Source organism: Methylotuvimicrobium buryatense 5G, from assembly GCF_000341735.1.
Lineage (GTDB): Bacteria > Pseudomonadota > Gammaproteobacteria > Methylococcales > Methylomonadaceae > Methylotuvimicrobium > Methylotuvimicrobium buryatense.
Map to the genome: position 1 here is coordinate 3,152,036 of NZ_KB455575.1, position 15,895 is coordinate 3,167,930.

At 45.9% G+C, this 15,895-nt stretch carries 21 protein-coding genes; 6 read left to right on the forward strand and 15 right to left on the reverse strand.

Annotated elements, in window-relative coordinates; translation table 11 throughout:
• Positions 1 to 331: 331 nt before the first annotated feature.
• Complete coding sequence (locus METBU_RS0114150) at positions 332 to 892, forward strand: recombinase family protein (protein ID WP_017841257.1); 561 nt, start codon at positions 332 to 334, stop codon at positions 890 to 892.
• Between the two features lie 5 nt (positions 893 to 897).
• Here the strand turns inward: METBU_RS0114150 and METBU_RS0114155 are convergent, their stop codons facing one another.
• The 7 genes from METBU_RS0114155 to METBU_RS28165 form a co-directional block, all read right to left on the reverse strand.
• Positions 898 to 1,368, reverse strand: a complete 471-nt coding sequence (locus METBU_RS0114155; RefSeq protein ID WP_017841258.1) for a hypothetical protein — start codon at positions 1,366 to 1,368, stop codon at positions 898 to 900.
• Between the two features lie 8 nt (positions 1,369 to 1,376).
• Positions 1,377 to 2,414 carry a hypothetical protein gene (locus METBU_RS0114160; protein ID WP_017841259.1) on the reverse strand — a complete coding sequence of 346 codons (1,038 nt, stop codon included), beginning with the start codon at positions 2,412 to 2,414 and terminating at the stop codon, positions 1,377 to 1,379.
• A 4-nt stretch (positions 2,415 to 2,418) separates the two neighbouring features.
• A complete protein-coding gene (locus tag METBU_RS0114165) occupies positions 2,419 to 3,933 on the reverse strand; it encodes a Rad50 family protein (RefSeq protein WP_017841260.1) in 1,515 nt (504 codons plus the stop codon).
• Positions 3,934 to 3,939: 6 nt separating this feature from the next.
• On the reverse strand, positions 3,940 to 4,746 hold the full coding sequence (locus METBU_RS0114170) for a hypothetical protein (RefSeq protein ID WP_017841261.1): 807 nt from the start codon (positions 4,744 to 4,746) through the stop codon (positions 3,940 to 3,942).
• A gap of 13 nt (positions 4,747 to 4,759) precedes the next feature.
• Complete coding sequence (locus METBU_RS0114175; protein WP_201764863.1) at positions 4,760 to 6,202, reverse strand: hypothetical protein; 1,443 nt, start codon at positions 6,200 to 6,202, stop codon at positions 4,760 to 4,762.
• Between the two features lie 158 nt (positions 6,203 to 6,360).
• Positions 6,361 to 6,708: a helix-turn-helix domain-containing protein gene (locus METBU_RS0114180; RefSeq protein WP_017841263.1), complete on the reverse strand. Its 348-nt coding sequence runs from the start codon at positions 6,706 to 6,708 to the stop codon at positions 6,361 to 6,363.
• A 178-nt stretch (positions 6,709 to 6,886) separates the two neighbouring features.
• Positions 6,887 to 7,027, reverse strand: a complete 141-nt coding sequence (locus METBU_RS28165) for a hypothetical protein (protein ID WP_017841264.1) — start codon at positions 7,025 to 7,027, stop codon at positions 6,887 to 6,889.
• Between the two features lie 119 nt (positions 7,028 to 7,146).
• Between METBU_RS28165 and METBU_RS0114190 the strand changes: the two genes are divergently transcribed.
• The 3 genes from METBU_RS0114190 (at position 7,147) to METBU_RS0114200 (ending at position 9,745) form a co-directional block, all read left to right on the forward strand.
• Positions 7,147 to 7,581, forward strand: coding sequence for a LexA family protein (locus METBU_RS0114190; protein WP_017841265.1), 435 nt, complete (start codon positions 7,147 to 7,149; stop codon positions 7,579 to 7,581).
• A complete protein-coding gene (locus tag METBU_RS0114195; RefSeq protein WP_017841266.1) occupies positions 7,581 to 8,870 on the forward strand; it encodes a Y-family DNA polymerase in 1,290 nt (429 codons plus the stop codon). Before METBU_RS0114190 ends, METBU_RS0114195 begins: the two co-directional genes overlap by 1 nt.
• A 404-nt stretch (positions 8,871 to 9,274) precedes the next feature.
• Complete coding sequence (locus METBU_RS0114200) at positions 9,275 to 9,745, forward strand: DUF5063 domain-containing protein (RefSeq protein ID WP_017841267.1); 471 nt, start codon at positions 9,275 to 9,277, stop codon at positions 9,743 to 9,745.
• Between the two features lie 65 nt (positions 9,746 to 9,810).
• Here METBU_RS0114200 and METBU_RS26480 read toward each other — a convergent pair whose 3' ends face one another.
• Positions 9,811 to 10,035 (reverse strand): hypothetical protein, encoded by a 225-nt coding sequence (locus METBU_RS26480; RefSeq protein WP_083877732.1) that lies wholly within the window; start codon positions 10,033 to 10,035, stop codon positions 9,811 to 9,813.
• Positions 10,036 to 10,222: 187 nt separating this feature from the next.
• Positions 10,223 to 10,645 carry a hypothetical protein gene (locus tag METBU_RS0114205; RefSeq protein WP_017841268.1) on the reverse strand — a complete coding sequence of 141 codons (423 nt, stop codon included), beginning with the start codon at positions 10,643 to 10,645 and terminating at the stop codon, positions 10,223 to 10,225.
• Positions 10,646 to 10,759: 114 nt separating this feature from the next.
• Here METBU_RS0114205 and METBU_RS0114210 point away from each other — a divergent pair, with 114 nt between their 5' ends.
• Complete coding sequence (locus METBU_RS0114210; RefSeq protein ID WP_026130234.1) at positions 10,760 to 11,617, forward strand: 3'-5' exonuclease; 858 nt, start codon at positions 10,760 to 10,762, stop codon at positions 11,615 to 11,617.
• Between the two features lie 88 nt (positions 11,618 to 11,705).
• Here METBU_RS0114210 and METBU_RS0114215 read toward each other — a convergent pair whose 3' ends face one another.
• Genes METBU_RS0114215 through METBU_RS0114230 form a run of 4 tightly spaced genes read right to left on the reverse strand, consistent with a single transcriptional unit; the run spans position 11,706 to position 14,744 of the window.
• Positions 11,706 to 12,812, reverse strand: a complete 1,107-nt coding sequence (locus METBU_RS0114215; protein WP_017841270.1) for a metal-dependent hydrolase — start codon at positions 12,810 to 12,812, stop codon at positions 11,706 to 11,708.
• A gap of 31 nt (positions 12,813 to 12,843) precedes the next feature.
• Positions 12,844 to 13,125 carry a hypothetical protein gene (locus METBU_RS0114220; RefSeq protein WP_017841271.1) on the reverse strand — a complete coding sequence of 94 codons (282 nt, stop codon included), beginning with the start codon at positions 13,123 to 13,125 and terminating at the stop codon, positions 12,844 to 12,846.
• A gap of 28 nt (positions 13,126 to 13,153) precedes the next feature.
• Positions 13,154 to 14,077 (reverse strand): ATP-binding protein, encoded by a 924-nt coding sequence (locus METBU_RS24235; protein ID WP_017841272.1) that lies wholly within the window; start codon positions 14,075 to 14,077, stop codon positions 13,154 to 13,156.
• Complete coding sequence (locus METBU_RS0114230) at positions 14,070 to 14,744, reverse strand: hypothetical protein (RefSeq protein WP_235726415.1); 675 nt, start codon at positions 14,742 to 14,744, stop codon at positions 14,070 to 14,072. The genes METBU_RS24235 and METBU_RS0114230 overlap by 8 nt, the downstream gene beginning before the upstream one ends.
• A gap of 52 nt (positions 14,745 to 14,796) precedes the next feature.
• Between METBU_RS0114230 and METBU_RS0114235 the strand changes: the two genes are divergently transcribed.
• A complete protein-coding gene (locus METBU_RS0114235; protein ID WP_017841274.1) occupies positions 14,797 to 15,045 on the forward strand; it encodes a hypothetical protein in 249 nt (82 codons plus the stop codon).
• Here METBU_RS0114235 and METBU_RS26485 read toward each other — a convergent pair.
• Positions 15,034 to 15,231 (reverse strand): hypothetical protein, encoded by a 198-nt coding sequence (locus METBU_RS26485; RefSeq protein ID WP_017841275.1) that lies wholly within the window; start codon positions 15,229 to 15,231, stop codon positions 15,034 to 15,036. The genes METBU_RS0114235 and METBU_RS26485 overlap by 12 nt on opposite strands.
• Before the next feature lie 168 nt (positions 15,232 to 15,399).
• Positions 15,400 to 15,895, reverse strand: a 496-nt coding sequence (locus tag METBU_RS27585) for a hypothetical protein (RefSeq protein ID WP_201764865.1), incomplete at its 5' end; no start/stop codon positions are given.

Below are 15,895 nucleotides of genomic sequence, written 5' to 3' on the forward strand. Positions count from 1 at the left end.
AAAGGCTTCCAAGCCAGATCGCACCTCGTTTGCGGCAACACCGCTATACATAAAAGGAAGCTTCACATAATGGCCGATCCAAGGCGTTCAAAATCTAGCTGGTTTCGGATCGAACTTAGTGGACATTTTTCGAATGGAATGCCCGATAGTTTTGAAGGCAGAATCAGCGGCTGATTTTTCCAAATTCTACTCCCCATTCATACCTCTACACTATCAATAGGCCTTGATCTAATGATAGAGTCACAACCCCGCCAAAAATCCTATCAATAGACCTTTAATTGCATTATGATAGATACTCTATCACAGCACTTAAAACTCTATTGAGAGAAACATGATTATCGGTTACGCTAGAACGTCGACGACTGAACAAATCGCAGGGCTTGAAGCACAACTTCGAGAGCTCGAAGCGGCTCAGTGCAAAAAAATTTTCCAGGAGCAAGTTTCCTCGGTCGCCGTCCGGGCTCAGTTAGAAGCGGCCTTGGAGTTTACCCGGGAAGGCGATGTCTTGGTCGTGACAAAGTTGGACCGTTTGGCTCGATCGGTTGCGGATCTCATGGCCATTATTCAGACGTTGGAACAAAAGCAGGCCGGCCTGCGCATTCTTAACCTGGGCATGGATACGCAAACGCCCACCGGCAAGTTGATGCTGACCGTCTTGGGCGGTGTCGCTCAATTCGAACGGGAAATCATGTTGGAGAGGCAGCGCGAAGGCGTCGCCAAGGCAAAAGCCGCGGGCAAGTATAAAGGCCGAAAACCCTTGCCCACCGAACTGCGCCAGGAAGTCGTTGAGCTCGCGGCCAATGGCGTAACAAAAACGCAGATTGCCCGGCAGCTTAATATCGGTGAGGCCAGTGTTTATCGAATTTTAGCGGATAATAAAAAGGTAACTTGAAAAGGCTATGGTGATACCTTGAAACGACTAATCTTATAAACCGAATAGATTAGCAAGAAGAAACCGATTGCTAACACAACTCCCCATTGCCATGTTTCATAAACAGGGGCAACATGTGTGATGGTAGTTGTGACCGTATCCACTGAAGTCGTGTCACCTGTAGCGGCACCTGCAACCGCACCGGCACCTGCACCAAGGCCTGCCGCAAGTGAAATCAAACCTATACCTGCTGGCAAGCCAACACCGGTACCCGCAACAACAATACCGATTCCACCAACAATCGTGGCCGTGACCCCGCCTCCGACTGCGCCGACACCTGCACCGATAGCCGCATTTCTAACTTTGGTGCCAGGCTTTATGATTTGGTCAGTCTTTTTCTCATCCCACATATTTTGGGCTTTAGACATATTGATGCCAATAATGATGAGAAAAATGCCCAAAGTTAGACTGATTAGCGGTGTGATGTATTTTTTCATATTTTTAATCACCTAGGTTCGTAGGTATAAAAGATGCCATTTACCGCAAAACGATGAGCATTAAAATAAGTTAAATCGTTTACCCTGTTTTTTAATATTACAAAGTGACGACATTCTTTCTTTTTTGAAATATTAAAAATTTCAATAGTCTCATTGATAAATTTTCCTTTGGAAACAACTTTTCCTAATACATTTTTAATTCTTGGGAGATCCAAAGCTTCACTGTTTCTATGTTCAGGCCATGCTTTATCGACAACAAGCCCTTCCTGTGTGATGACAATATCAAAAAGATATTCAATTCGACCAGTGTTCTCATCTGCCCAACAGGGAGGATGATCCCTTCCTGGACCAGAGGACAATCTATTTTGAAGATAAGCTACTTGACCTTTAAGATCGGAAAGTTCTCTAGCATAATTTATATCCGAAGACTCAATCAAAGTTCTTGCAATCTTCTGAAGCTTTTCTCTATCAATAGATTGATCAAATTTATCGAAATAAGATTTTTCTAGATATTGCATTAACTCCAAAGCATTAAGTGCTTGTTCTTGTATTCTCTTTATGTTTTCCTCAGATAAATTTTTCTTTTCATCTTTTTTGATATCCGGTATTTTTTCGCTCAGGTTGCTGACCAATTCAATCGCCGCTGCTAATTCCTTATCTGTTATATCGTTATCTGATTTTTCTTTTAATTCTTCAAGCATTTCACGAATATTTACTAGCTGTGTAAGTTGTTCATCCTGCTCATCTATCTTAGACTTTAACTCAACAGATTCAGATATAATTTTCGTGTTTTCAATAAGCTTCGATATTATTTCATCTGGGTTAGCGCCGATTTCTTTTAATTGGTTTTCAAAATTTTCTAATTGATCTTTATATGTATCTAAAGTTTGGAGTTTTTCTAATTTCTCATTTACTTCTTTGTATTTCCTGTCGGTGCTTGCATACATCCACCCCAAAAGAATCAACAATATAAAAATCAAAGAGAAAGCAATTTCTGTCAATGAGAGCTGGAAAATTGAATCGCCACGCGGTGGAATACTTTTCATTAAGCTAAATATCGATTTGCCCAGGTGGTGGCGTGGTTATTCTTTGAGAATCATTGCCCAAGGATACCGAACCGGCAAGACGTTGAAGGATATAAGCCCTATCACTAGCCGCATTTTCCAAAATATCTTTGAAACTAGGTACTTCTCTAACAATGCCTTCCAGTTTCGAAACAATCTGATCCAATACTTTATTGATATCCTTAACTGTTACCTCGTGATGTTGAACCATTTTGTTCTCTATTTCTACAAGCCTATGACCTAGTTCAACTTTTTCTTTATTTATCTCGGAAAGCGTATTAGCAATTACTTCATATAAATTCTGCTCTGTCTTATTGCTTTTAGTCAGCGTTTCATTGGTGTTGGTTAGCTCTTTTGCCGCTAAAGATAAATTTGATGTCTGTGATTTTTGTTCTTCGAGATAACTCTTAAAGAGTGTTGTTTGTGTTACTAAAGCTTCGGTTACAGTATCAATGTTAATTTGTAGAGTTTTTAACGATCTGGATAGATCGCTAAGTGTTTCAACTTGATTATGTGCGCCGGCAAGAATTTTATCCTGCGTGTCTGAAAAAGAAACCACACGGTCTAATACATATTCAATGTCATCCGACCTTGAGCGTAATAAACCCAATGAACTTTGAATACCATCAACTGATGAATCGACATCTTTAGCCGCTTTTGCCACATTTAAAGCTATTTTTTCTGTGCTAATGCAAAGACGATTAACGGGGGCTTCCAATTTTTTACTAAAATAATCATCTGGAAAAGCCGTCTCATCTAGCCTTTTAGTCACGGCATCTGAAAAATAGCTTATTTTTCCCTCAATACTATCAAGATTGCTACGTAGACATGAAGAATAGTAGTCGACTAAGTCAGTCAGACGATTTGTTGAGCCTTTCACTTCGTTCAATGCAGACTCAAATGCTTGTCTGTTATGGTTAGATATTTCCTCAAATAATAAAGAGATTTTGTTGCTGTAGGATTCGGTTAGTTGTTCTACTCCAATGGCAACTCTGTCCAGGGTCGTTCTAGTTGCATCTTCAACTCTTGAATCAAACTCTTGCAACTTTTCCAAAGAGATAATCAACTGTTCGTTAAGCCTAGTAGTAGCATCAATAACACCATCTTCCGCTGAGCTTATTGCATCACTGAAATCGTGCTTGAAGCTGACCATGTAAACTCGCACTGCTATACCCATAACAGTGCTCACCATTGCAACACCAAATCGCACGGCAATTTCAGACATCTTTGACTCAATATCTGGTAGATCAAAAAGGCTAAAAACGATTGATGTTATGGTAAAAATAAAGCCTATGTAATAACAGGAGTCTGCAAACTTCTCATCAGTCACATCATTATGGGCTCTATAATTACCTAAGATGATGTAAAGAGACATGACCGTAATGGGGAGTAATAATCCAAATATCCAAGGGTCACTGATATACCAACCGATGCCTGAAAAACTTACCTTCAGAACAATAGCAATAACAAAGAGTTTCTTAAGTCTAATTTTGACAGCCATAGTGTCCTAACCTTCAAGAGGTCTAACTAACACAATATGCGCCCCTGCATTTGAAAAATAATCCTCCCAAAATTTGAGATGTTTGCGTGTCTGATACTTAGGGGTATTGAGCACATAATGCAACTCAACTTGAACACCGGCTAGATCTACATTCATTTTTCGCCCGTAGTCGGTATCTAAAAACTTCTTATACTCGTACCCATTTTTATACATTGAATAATTAGGCGTGTGATGCAACATATCTGAAACTAAAATTAAGCGTCTTGGTCCATCAACGCCTGATGCGCGGAACCCATTGATTGATACCAGTTGTATCATTTCTAGTATGGGGGATAATTTAGCCGGCTCTTGACTGGTCAACTCTTTAGCGAGTTGTAACATGGGCAACCTAAATTGATTTTCATAACGATCGACCAATCTTTTGATGTTTGAGGTTAGCTCACTCTTATCTCTAGCATCCCCCGGGTTACATATACTGATTAAAGGCTCTGCGGTTGATTTATAATCTTCTCCGAGGGAAAAAACAGATACGAGTTCACCGGGACCGATCTTATTCGATATGATTTCTTCTAATAAAACCTGAAAGGATTTTTTCTGTGTAAAGTTGAGAGGGTCTGTTTTATCAACGAGAATGACCAAGTGACCTGTAGGTCCAGAAGACGGGCATAATGTTAAATTATCTAACTCAATATTTTTGTTTTCTATATGGTATAGCGCTAAAGCACCAGCAACAATGAGAGTAACAAAAATTAAAAACACACCACCAATGATGTAGGATGTCTCACTTTTTTTCTTTTTTCTTCTTAAACTCATTTTTAATACTGGTCTATTGACTATTTATATGTAAACCAAGTGGTTGCAGCCTATCGAACTCTCTATTGAACGAAGCTTGAATGGAGGCTTTAATATCTTCAAGCTTTAGTACAACTTCATCTGCAGCAAATTTTTGTTTTTCAAAATTTACCCAGTCTTTATCCAAATGAAAATTGGGAATGTTTAGAGATTTAGGTGATGGTACTTTATTAAAGGTTTTTGGAACGGGTAGACCTTTTCGGTGGATCATATTTTCTTGCCTGAAAATACCTAGTAAAGACCGCATACATTGGTCTGCATCTTGTATTGCTGTCTGTAACCTTTTCTCAGATGTATGCTTTCTTTCAATAACAGACTTTTGCTTCTCTAATGTTGATTTTATTTCATTTGAGTTTTCATTGAGCTTCTTCAGAAATCTTGCTTTCAATTCGTTTAATTCTTCACGTAAATCATGAAACTCAGTCTCATACTCTTCCTTAGCTTCAATATAACGCTTTGTTTTAGAAGCGTAGAATGGATAATGATCAGACATCGAAATACCATCTATCAAAGCAAAAACAGCAAACAGTAGGCTTATCCCAAATAAAGCCCAGGACATAATATCGTGTAAATCCAAAGGATTGGCTTTCAAAGCTAAAAAAGCTGAATACGCAGGTTCAACCTTATCCATACCTAAAGCATCTCTATAATGAGATATTCCTAAAGCTATGCAAACAGTTAAAACCACCCCTAACAAAGAAAGAAAGAAACCTAAAAATTTAACCGGCCAATTGTTATGAAACAAAAAAGGAATGACAAACCGACCTTGTAAACCAGCGGTTATCACGTTAAATCCAGAAAACATCATGGCCATAAAGAAGCCACCGATAAGACCACTATCAACACCTTGAGCAAAGAAAAAAGAATTAGCTAAACCCTCTACTAAAATTAAAAATATAAAAAACGAGAATTTAAAAAATAAATGCCACTTAGTCGGGTAGTGTGCATCTCGTGTGAGATCATTGTTAATCTTAAAATTATCTAATTCGGTTTTTGTTTTCTCAAATCTATTAAGCAATGACTTTATAAAAGGCTCAGAATCATCCAAAAGAGAGCTTGCTTCCCGAGAAAACTCTTGATCGAGTTGAAGGGTGTTCTTTACGATAGGTTGTATGTCGAGACGAGATAGATCTTCGTTTAAGACTTGAAGGCGTGTATTTGCCCAGTCCAGGTAATCCAGTCGGGCACGGTCAATTCTATGAATTATTTGTTCTTCAATTCCTGTTAACTGGACAGCGTCTGGTGACGGTAGGCCTGAGTTACCAAGACGTTCAGCTTCACTTCTAATCTTTAATTCCTTTTCTATGTCTGTATCTTTTAATACATAAAGATCAGGATTTTTATTTTTAATTCTACGTTCGTCGTTTGAGGTCAGCCAATTAAAAATTGATGAGAAAATATTGATTTTTTGATACATATTAGGCTGATAGATTGACCTAAAAAGGTTAATAAACACCAATCGAAGCTAACGCTCTAGGTAATCTTTAATTTCTTGCTGTATTTGCATCCATATATCTAACGTATAAAAAGCATCACAGGAATCATCATAATAAATTAGGCATATTTGGAACCAAGCTACAATTCCCTTATCTTTTTTAGATCACGTGAAATTAGAGCTTGTGAAACACTAAATAAATCAGCTATTTCGCTCTGCGACCAACCATCATTAAATAGCTCTTTACATAATACTTGACGTTCTTTGATAGACATCTGTGAAGGATCAAACTGTTCTATTTTTTCAGAGTTCGCACGAACACACACAGATATCACTTCACCTGTTGATTTTTTTGCATGCGCTTTAATAACGCCGGCTCCGCCTACGATCTTAAAGCTATCAAGGAGAGGATCAATCTTAAGACCGCTAAGCCCAATCGCCAGCTCTTTGCTATATGCAAGAATAGGGTCTTCGCTAAATGAATTCATAAAAAATTAAATTATCAACAAAGTATGTTTATTTGAATTCATAAAATTCAATGAATACAATAACCTTTTTTTAAAAAAAATCAACGTTAATAAGCCAATTATTAGGCATATCTGAACCGTTAAAGCCATCAAAAATTACTCAAAAACGAAAACCGCCCAACCCGGCGCTCAATACCCACTAAAACATCCCCACCAACATAATCGCCGAAACCACCAAAACCTTCATACCCCAAGCAATCATGTAATCCGATCGGCGATCTTCCATAATCTCGTCCACCCGGTTTCTGACTTGATCCTGCATGTGAATTTTGCGTTGCATGGCGGCGCCCCTCATCGCTGGTTTGGAATTTTTTGACAGCATAGCAAAAACCGATTTAAAAGAGAACAATAAGAGAACATAATAAACGCCTTTCGGCTTCTTCTCACTCTCAACCCGCTATGCTCATTATGCCAACGACTGTTTTATACGCTGCTTCAAACCCTAAAACTGTGAACCTGCCGCTGTTTGCCGGCAAAGTCTCGGCCGGTTTCCCCTCGCCGGCCGACGATTACATCGAGAAAACCCTGGATCTGAACGAGCTGCTGGTGCAAAAGCCCGCCGCAACGTTCTTCGTCCGCGCGCAAGGCGAATCGATGCTCGGCGCCGGCATTCATCCGAACGACATTCTGGTCGTCGATCGTTCGCTGGAACCGGTACCGGGCAGGATCGTGATTTGCGCGCTGAATGGGGAGCTGGTCGTCAAGCGTTTGAAGCGCCGGGGCGGCCAATGGGTGTTAGGTTCGGAAAACCCGGCTTATAAAAATATCGTGCTTCGTGAAGAGATTGATACGGTGATTTGGGGCGTGGTCACCAATGTCATTCACCCGCTGTAATGCCCACGCAACGGCTTATCGCCCTGGTCGACTGCAACAACTTCTATGTGAGTTGCGAACGCGTGTTCAGGCCTGACCTGATCGGCAAGCCGGTTGCCGTACTCAGCAACAATGACGGCTGCGTCGTCGCCCGAAGTGCCGAAGTCAAGAAATTGGGCATTAAAATGGGTGTGCCGCTGTTCCAGATTCAGCAACTGGTCAACCAGCACCAAATCAAACTTTTTTCGTCAAACTACACGCTGTACGCCGATATATCAGCCAGAGTCATGTCCACTTTGGAAGAATTCGCTCCCAATCTTGAGGTGTATTCCATTGATGAGGGCTTCCTGGATTTAACCGGCGTTTACCCTTGCGGCAAAGACCCAATTGCTTATGGCCAGCTGATCAGAAAAACGGTGGTTCGAACCACCGGCATTCCGGTTTGCGTGGGGCTAGGACCGACCAAAACGCTCGCTAAACTGGCGAACTTCGCCGCCAAGAAATGGCCGCAAACCGGCGGTGTTCTGGATCTGTCCGACCCGGTGCGCCGGGAAAAACTGATGCGCATTGTGCCGGTCGGCGAGGTATGGGGCATAGGCCCGCGCACGGCGGTCAAGCTGAATCAACTTGGCATTCATACCGTTTGGGATTTGGCGTCCCAATCCAGCAAGCGCATTCAAACCCAGTTCAATGTTGTGGTGGCTAGAACCGTGATGGAGTTGAATGGCACGCCTTGCCTGGCACTGGAAGAAATCGCCCCGGATAAACAGCAGATTGTCTGCTCCAGAAGTTTTAGCCGCCGCTTAACCGAATACGCCGAGCTGTCGCAAGCCATGGCCGAATTCTGCAGCCGGGCCGCCGAAAAACTCCGGCAACAAGACTCGGTAACCGGCTGCATTACGATATTTATCCGGACCAGTCCCTTCAACCCGGATGAGCCGCAATATCAACGGGCGGCCAGTAGTAAGCTGAATGCGGCTACGCAAGACACGAGGTCTATCATAGCTACCGCTAATCAGATGCTCAAAGAGCTATACAGGCCAGGCTATAACTATCAGAAATGCGGCGTCCAGCTGAGCCATATCCAGCCGGAAACCACGCCAGGGCAAATGGATGTATTCGACTTGATGGTTGACGGCCTATCTACTGAAAACCGTCACCTGATGAAAGCCATTGATCAGATAAACCACCGCTTTCCGAGTGCCGTTTCGATCGCGGCAACTGGTTTTGATAAAAGCTGGAAGCCGAAGGCGGAGCGGATTTCGCAGCGTTATACGACGGATTGGCGGGAATTGGCGGGGGTTTGGTAAAGCTATGAGCGGCGCCCGGATTCGAACCGGATAATGCAATCACCGTAGCGCCTGCAACCGTTCCCATTGGAAACAACCGCCCATAGCGGCTAGAGTATAGCAAATAAGGGTATACGGCTTATTAGCCATGCAAATAAAATAGGCACTTCGTTTTTATACACCGAATAAATGAAAATCGAATATTGCCCACTGTGTGGTTGGGGACCTCTCGAAAAACCCTATGAGTCAATGGAAGAGCTATGGTTCAGCTACGATATTTGCGATTGCTGTGGTTGCGAATATGGCCTCGATGATAACGAACCCTACTATGAAAAATGGGTATCGGAAGGATGTCGTTGGCTTTATCCTAAAGCAAAACCAACAGGATGGCGGCTACAAGATCAATTACAACACCAAATCAGGCCATGGCCTCCAAACCCGCTCACATAAAGATTCAAACAGCAATCGATCATTTTTTGTCGATCGTTTTGAATCAAGAAGATAAACCGGAAGACTTGGGCATACTTATGTCCTCACTCGATGAATTGGCATATTCGGTCAGGCTTGTAGGTGATGAATTCGATGAAACAGACTATCTCGATCCGCCGGAAACCGACTACCCAGCAATAAGGGAAACCATTAAAAAGCGCTTTCCAACTCTGGACTGGTACAACATGGCAACCCATATCTCGGAACCGAACGGGGAAACAAAACTATTTCTGAGGGATGCTATCGATGATCTGGTCGATATCGTCAGTGATTTACAGAAAATTTCATGGCGTTTTGAAAACACCTCGGAAGACGATGCCTCATGGCATTTTCAATGGGGCTACATGAATACATGGGGAAGAGCCTTGAGATTTCTACAACTCTATTTGCATGATTTTTGGTGGTAATGATTAAAACAACCCCTCCAACCGCCCCGGCGTCTATGCCTTACCTTCACAGAAAAAACTCCACACTATCTCTCATCAACTTTATGACAAGCATCAACGGCAACACAACCGCTTTTACCATTTAGCCACACAACAGCCGTATGACCGCCGAGTATGCTGGCGGCTGTACGAGTTGAAAATAACTCTGGTTCAGCTCCAGGATAGCTACGATATTCAACGGTATCGCCTATTGATACGTTAGCGTTCCATTGAGCAGCTATTTCATGTTGTGAAGCTTCGCGTTGTTTCATTTTTATCACCTAGAGGCTTACAGGCCATTTAATAGACTAGGAACATACTCACTTTTTCCACTACCGGAAAAACTCAACTCCACCATCGCATCCCACCGGATCGCGGTCAGGCTTAGAGGTGTTTCTAACTATACTGAGGTAATGAGTACATTCAATTAGAATATAAATTAACTAACATATATATACTTTAGTTAATTCTATAAAATACAGCTTTCCGAACCTTCCCCATGTCGCTGATCGCTTTTTTGATGTCTCTATCCACTTGCTCCTTGTATTTCTCTATCAACTCATCCTTCCTGTGATGGTCCCTGCTTTTATTCGCAGCCGTGCGCCCGGTAACCGCGAACCATTTGTTTAATGTCAAACGGTCAATGCCTCGCCCCATCCAGCCCTTCACCAGATTCAGCGCCAAGGTTGGCGTCAGATCCACGCCATCATCTACTTCCGCCCTTTCCAACCAATGAAACAATACCGTTTGCTTATATCGTTTCGACGCCGCCGCAGCCATCGCCCTTCGCTGGTCTATATTCTCCAAATCCATAGCAATTTCGATATCGGCCTTGTAGTGATCCAGTGTGTAAAAATAGATCGATCGCCCAGATTTAGCCATTGTTATTACCAACTTTAACTAACATATATATATTTTAGTATTGACGGAAGTTTTAGGCTAATGGAAAATCGGTTATCTATAAATATAATTGGTATTGATCAATTTACCGCCGCTATGGACGACAACGCACTACAAAAAGCCAGAGATGAAGCCATCGCCGCTGACAGATGCTTTTCCAAGGGTCGGTTGCGGGACGAATTCAGAATGAAACCAAAGCCGGACGCCATTCCCATAAAGCATTACAAAAACGGCTATGGTCGAGAATTCGGGGTTTATCGAATAGCCGACTGCGTGCCGATCCGGACAATCCAACAGCGTGAGCCGACAGAGAAGCAAAAACGTGCCAGAGCGATCATGGCCTTGAAAGCGAAGCTCCGCAGCAATGAAGCGCTTGCCGGCGAAATCGCCTGCGCTTGGCTTGCTGAAGACCCGCTGTTTCTCGACACGGAAACCACCGGCCTCGGTTATAACGCGCAGATTATCGAGCTGGCTCTAGCGGATGCGGCCGGCCATGTGCATTTCGAAACCAAGATGAAACCGACCATCCCTATCGAGCCGGATGCATCTGCCATTCACGGCATCGATGAAGCCGCCTTGACATCGGCGCCGGCCTGGCCGGAAGTCGCTCATCGGGTCAAAGAGCTGGTCGCCGGACGGATTGTGGTGATTTTCAATGCCGAGTTCGATTCCCGCATGGTGTATCAGACGTGTAGCGCGTTCGGCGAATCTACGGACTGGTGGAAAGCGGTCGAAACCCGATGCGCGATGTACTTGGCGGCCAAAGCCTTCGGACCCACGAACCGCTACGGTTCAATATCACTGGAAACAGCGACATCGATAGCCGGCATATCATGGACAGGTTCCGCGCATTCGGCCACGGCCGACACGCTGGCCACCGTCGATCTTGTAAATTCGATTGCAACGTACCGGCGTGACATCGAGCGGCAACTGAGCGAATTGGAGGCGACGTAAAAATGTTGATCCTTAAATTACAAATTTAACTAAAATATATATATATGTTAGTTAACAAATAAATAATAAGAATCCATACTCACAGGGATTAAAAGTTTTGCAGAATGCCTGGAATCCGGTTCCCAGCATCGCTACCGCTGAATTTCAGATCCACCATCGCATCCCCCGGCCTCAACCAAAACTGAACCACTAACTCCCCCCGGATGGCGGTCAGATTCAAATAATCGGCCAGATCCCCCGCCTTCGCGTAATGCAGCTTGACCTTCGCCCCGCTCCAGCTGACCGGATGATACGCCTCCAATTGCGTGACATCGACCACTTTGTCGGCGTCGATGTGCAATTCGCCGAGCAAATAATAAGCGTGGTTCGCCTGTAGGTTCTCGACCAGCCAGCGCAACGACCGGCCTTTCATGTCGACGCGCTGGGAGATCACGCGCAGCGGCTCGCCCTGAATCAGCACCGCATCGACCGGATAGAGGTTGTGGTGCAATTGGCTCTTGCCGACCGAACGGGCTTGGCCCTGGTAGTCGACGATCAGCCCTTTTTGCCAGGCGCCGAGCACCGGGCAGGCGCATTCGATGTGTTCCAGGGTCAAATTGTCGATCGCCTTCAGTTCCAGCGTGTGCCAGGTTAGGCCTTGGACCTTGACGAACTCGCTGTAGGCGATATCGAAATCTTTCAATATCTGATGCAGTCCGCCGCGCAGACCCAGATTGCTCATCGGGTACAGCCCGACGCAGAACACCAGCATCGCGCACAACACGATCATTTCGGCCTTGCTGCCGACCTCCAGACGGTATTTGACCTTGCCGGGCATCACCACGCGCAGCGGCGATGGCCAGAACAGGTCGACGCCCCGGATGTTGGCCATGTCGATCTGGATATGCGACCAATAGCCACCCAGGATCGCCCAAAAGCCCATCGGCCAAACAAGATACAACGGCGAGGCCAAGGCCGCGAGGACGCCGACGCCGATTAGGGAATGGGTAACGGTCCGGTGGCCGAAGCGCTTTTCGATCGGCACCGAAATGAAGAACAACGGCCGGCCGACGCGCGAGGTCGGGATATCGATATCGGGCATGAACGAAAACAGAATCGCAAGACCCCAGGCGATCGGTTCGGTCGGGTATTCGAACACCGCCGCCCCGCCGAGATAGAGCGCGGTCGAAAAGGCGGCGTGGGTGGCGGCTAGCATAGCGAATGATATGATACGGTATGATATGAAATCATATCATGCGATCGATAACAATAAGATCGCTATCTTCATCTACCCAATACACATCGCCATATGCGGCGGCAGACGGCCCTTCCGGCTCCATGACTTCGCATAGAATCACAAACGGTAACGGCTTTCCGGAAACAGCACTTAAATTGGCTGTGTTATATTCATCGCTCCAAATCACCAGCCGCTCGTAATCCTCTGTCAAGCAAACCAGGCAAAACTTTCCGCTTTTCTCGATGTATTTCACCCCGGCATCAAGAAACCCGATAATTGTAAATTCTTCCATTCTTCGCCCCTGAATGAGTCGAGCTACACTACCGCCCTACCCCCTTAAAGATAAAGAACCGGAAGGTCAGAAACAGCGCCGCCCCGATCCCGCCCATGATGTACAGCGTCTTGTCCCCGGTACCCATGCCGACGTAACGCATCGACACGATCAGCGCCCCGAGGACCATCACCATCGGCGTGAAATCGAGATATTGCACGCCGGCCTCGTGGCGCATTTCGCGCACCTTGCGCTTGTCGATGATCCGTTCCTTGCCGGATTCGTCGAGCATGTCGTAGATCGCCTGCGGCACCCCGCCCGATTGCTTGACGACGTGGCTGATATACAGCTCCGGCGATTCGATCAGGATGCCTTTGGTTTCGATGTAGCGTTTGACGATCGCGCGGATCGTGTCCGCCGGTAGCGGCTTGACCCCAATCTCCCGCATCTTCCACCACAGTTTCCGGACCCGGGCCTTTTTCTCGGAGGCGCAGCCGATCACCTGGGCATGGTCGAAGATGGCCAGCCAGAACGCCATTTGCGTCGGCGTCAAACTGGTCAGGTCGTCGACCGCGATCACCGGCTTGTCTTCGGCGCGGGCCAACGCCGGAATCACCGCGTGCGTCAGGTCGCGCATGCTCATCCGGTTGACCTGGCTTTTGATCTCTTTCCAGTCGATCTCGGAACCCGGCGTATCGTGATACTTCGCCGGCAATTCCAACTCTTGCGGCGTGACCAGATCCAGCGCCAGCATTTGCCGGGCCATGTCGACGAATTGCCCTTTGGCCTGATGATCATGCAGCCGGATCAACAGCGGCACTTTCGCCCCGAGCCGGTCCAGCGCCGCCCTCAGCACCGCCGATTTGCCGATGCCGACCGGGCCGGTCAAAATGACGTGCTTGCCCTTCTTGATCTCGGCGACCAAATCGCCGACCACTTCGTCCCGGCCGATCAGGCCGACAATCTCATCCATCGGTGCCTCCCAAGGTTTCGGTCTTGCCCTCCAAATAGGCCAACAGCGTTCGCCATTCTGGGCCGGCATAACGGGCCAGCTTGTAACGCTGCGTCTTGATCAGCAGCGTGTCTTTGGCCACCAGGGCGTCTTCGGCGTTGACCTTGCTGCCGATTTGCCACAGCTCGTTCATGTCCGAGGCATAGCCTTGATCAATACGGTCCTTGACCCAGGCGGCCTTCTCCTTCAAAAACGTGCGCTTCACTTCCGAAGCCTCCAGGTCCGCCTCCAATTGCCGCAATTGCACGATATCGGCCACCACGCGCGACAGCATATCGTCAAACGCCTTGGCTTCGGCGACTTGCTTCAAGGCCGCCTCTCGTTCTTCCTTGACCGACGACAACGGAATGTTGATTTGCAGGCCGCCGAACACGGTGTAAGGGTCGTCCCGGAACTCGGTACCGCCGACACCGACCCGGCCGGCCAGCGAGGTGTTCTGCAACGCCCAGGTTAAAGCATCCGGCTTGGCATAGGCCTTGGTGACGTTTTGCTGGGCCAGAAGGGTCGGATTAACCCGGCCGATGAACGACAACACGGCGTCGTCATCCCAGGCCACTACCCGGAAAGGCAAGAATAAGGCTACAATAAAGACGATTCGCACAATCATGGATGCACTTTTATCATACAAAAGTGTAATTTTGTTTTAACTTAGTCTAGCTTTTGTAGCCGCAAAAGTGAATATGAATAGTAAAGAAGCCGAAATTTTATTCCAGGCGGGCGCTTTAGAGGCGCCCGTCATCCAAAAACACGCCTCCGGAGACGGCTGGACCGTCACGCTGTCCGGAAAGCATAAACTGAATCCGATGCTGGAGACCGCGCGCGGCAAAATAAGGGTGTTTAAACGCCTTGATGCTGCGGTCGGGGTTTTGTTTGGGGTGGGGTTTGGTGAGATAACGATTGTGCAAACAAGTAAATCATTATTGACGTGAAAGTTTTATATTGCTGTTCGAACAATCACCTGTATTTACAACACCTAAAAACGCATTGAGTTCAACTTTGCATTTTTCGATATTTAATCCATTATTGCCGTCACTTGAAATGTTAGTGACGTAAGGGCCGGCTGTAGTACAACCAGTCAAGAAAATAACCGCTAAAAATGTTAATAAAAATTTCATTCAGGTTCCTTTTTCGTTATTTTAAAAATACAACTAAAGCATAGTAGCCATGTACCGAATCAAAAGCCACCTTTGCGAAGTATTCAATTGCACCACCCCCGAACTGACCAGCAAAGGCATACTTGACGAGTTCCGGGCATGGCTCAAGGATAATCCCGAATAATCGATTTATTCAACGGGGCAACTTGCCGAAAAATACCTGCTATTTCCAGATCCCGTATCATTCTCTTGGCAACAAGACACGGTACACTCAGAAGGATTCGTACCGCTCAACGAATAACCTTGACCAGGGTTTCGAAAAAAACAGCTACAGGAAACAAAGCCTCCACCGCCGCCTACAACTTCTCCTTCTCCTTCTCCTTCTCCGTCGTTACCATCTTCTGGTGGCGTCGTATCTCCCCCATCGTCGCCTCCGTCACCATTCTCGCCATCGACACTGCACGAAAGATAGGTATAAGCACCGGATAAAACACCTTCGGTGCATAACCTGGTTTCGCTGACGCAATCATCGAGCGACGCGACTGTACCGGACAAATAAGCCGTTACGGTACTGCCATTCGGCACGGTGCCATGTACCCAAGTACAATCGTCAGGACTGCCGCCTCCGCCTCCGCCAGTATTATTCATCGCCAGGAGCACTACGCCGCCTTTCACCGGATCGACT

Excerpts from the sequence above, each read along its gene's own strand:
- METBU_RS0114205 (WP_017841268.1), bottom strand. The coding sequence starts at position 10,645 with ATGGCTAAATCTGGGCGATCGATCTATTTTTACACACTGGATCACTAC.
- METBU_RS0114160 (WP_017841259.1), bottom strand. The coding sequence starts at position 2,414 with ATGAAAAGTATTCCACCGCGTGGCGATTCAATTTTCCAGCTCTCATTG.
- METBU_RS0114210 (WP_026130234.1), top strand. The coding sequence starts at position 10,760 with ATGGACGACAACGCACTACAAAAAGCCAGAGATGAAGCCATCGCCGCT.
- METBU_RS0114165 (WP_017841260.1), bottom strand. The coding sequence starts at position 3,933 with ATGGCTGTCAAAATTAGACTTAAGAAACTCTTTGTTATTGCTATTGTT.
- METBU_RS0114155 (WP_017841258.1), bottom strand. The coding sequence starts at position 1,368 with ATGAAAAAATACATCACACCGCTAATCAGTCTAACTTTGGGCATTTTT.
- METBU_RS28165 (WP_017841264.1), bottom strand. The coding sequence starts at position 7,027 with ATGCAACGCAAAATTCACATGCAGGATCAAGTCAGAAACCGGGTGGAC.
- METBU_RS0114150 (WP_017841257.1), top strand. The coding sequence starts at position 332 with ATGATTATCGGTTACGCTAGAACGTCGACGACTGAACAAATCGCAGGG.
- METBU_RS0114170 (WP_017841261.1), bottom strand. The coding sequence starts at position 4,746 with ATGAGTTTAAGAAGAAAAAAGAAAAAAAGTGAGACATCCTACATCATT.
- METBU_RS0114180 (WP_017841263.1), bottom strand. The coding sequence starts at position 6,708 with ATGAATTCATTTAGCGAAGACCCTATTCTTGCATATAGCAAAGAGCTG.
- METBU_RS0114195 (WP_017841266.1), top strand. The coding sequence starts at position 7,581 with ATGCCCACGCAACGGCTTATCGCCCTGGTCGACTGCAACAACTTCTAT.
- METBU_RS0114235 (WP_017841274.1), top strand. The coding sequence starts at position 14,797 with ATGAATAGTAAAGAAGCCGAAATTTTATTCCAGGCGGGCGCTTTAGAG.
- METBU_RS26480 (WP_083877732.1), bottom strand. The coding sequence starts at position 10,035 with ATGAAACAACGCGAAGCTTCACAACATGAAATAGCTGCTCAATGGAAC.
- METBU_RS0114200 (WP_017841267.1), top strand. The coding sequence starts at position 9,275 with ATGGCCTCCAAACCCGCTCACATAAAGATTCAAACAGCAATCGATCAT.
- METBU_RS0114215 (WP_017841270.1), bottom strand. The coding sequence starts at position 12,812 with ATGCTAGCCGCCACCCACGCCGCCTTTTCGACCGCGCTCTATCTCGGC.
- METBU_RS0114190 (WP_017841265.1), top strand. The coding sequence starts at position 7,147 with ATGCTCATTATGCCAACGACTGTTTTATACGCTGCTTCAAACCCTAAA.
- METBU_RS0114220 (WP_017841271.1), bottom strand. The coding sequence starts at position 13,125 with ATGGAAGAATTTACAATTATCGGGTTTCTTGATGCCGGGGTGAAATAC.
- METBU_RS26485 (WP_017841275.1), bottom strand. The coding sequence starts at position 15,231 with ATGAAATTTTTATTAACATTTTTAGCGGTTATTTTCTTGACTGGTTGT.
- METBU_RS24235 (WP_017841272.1), bottom strand. The coding sequence starts at position 14,077 with ATGGATGAGATTGTCGGCCTGATCGGCCGGGACGAAGTGGTCGGCGAT.
- METBU_RS0114175 (WP_201764863.1), bottom strand. The coding sequence starts at position 6,202 with ATGTATCAAAAAATCAATATTTTCTCATCAATTTTTAATTGGCTGACC.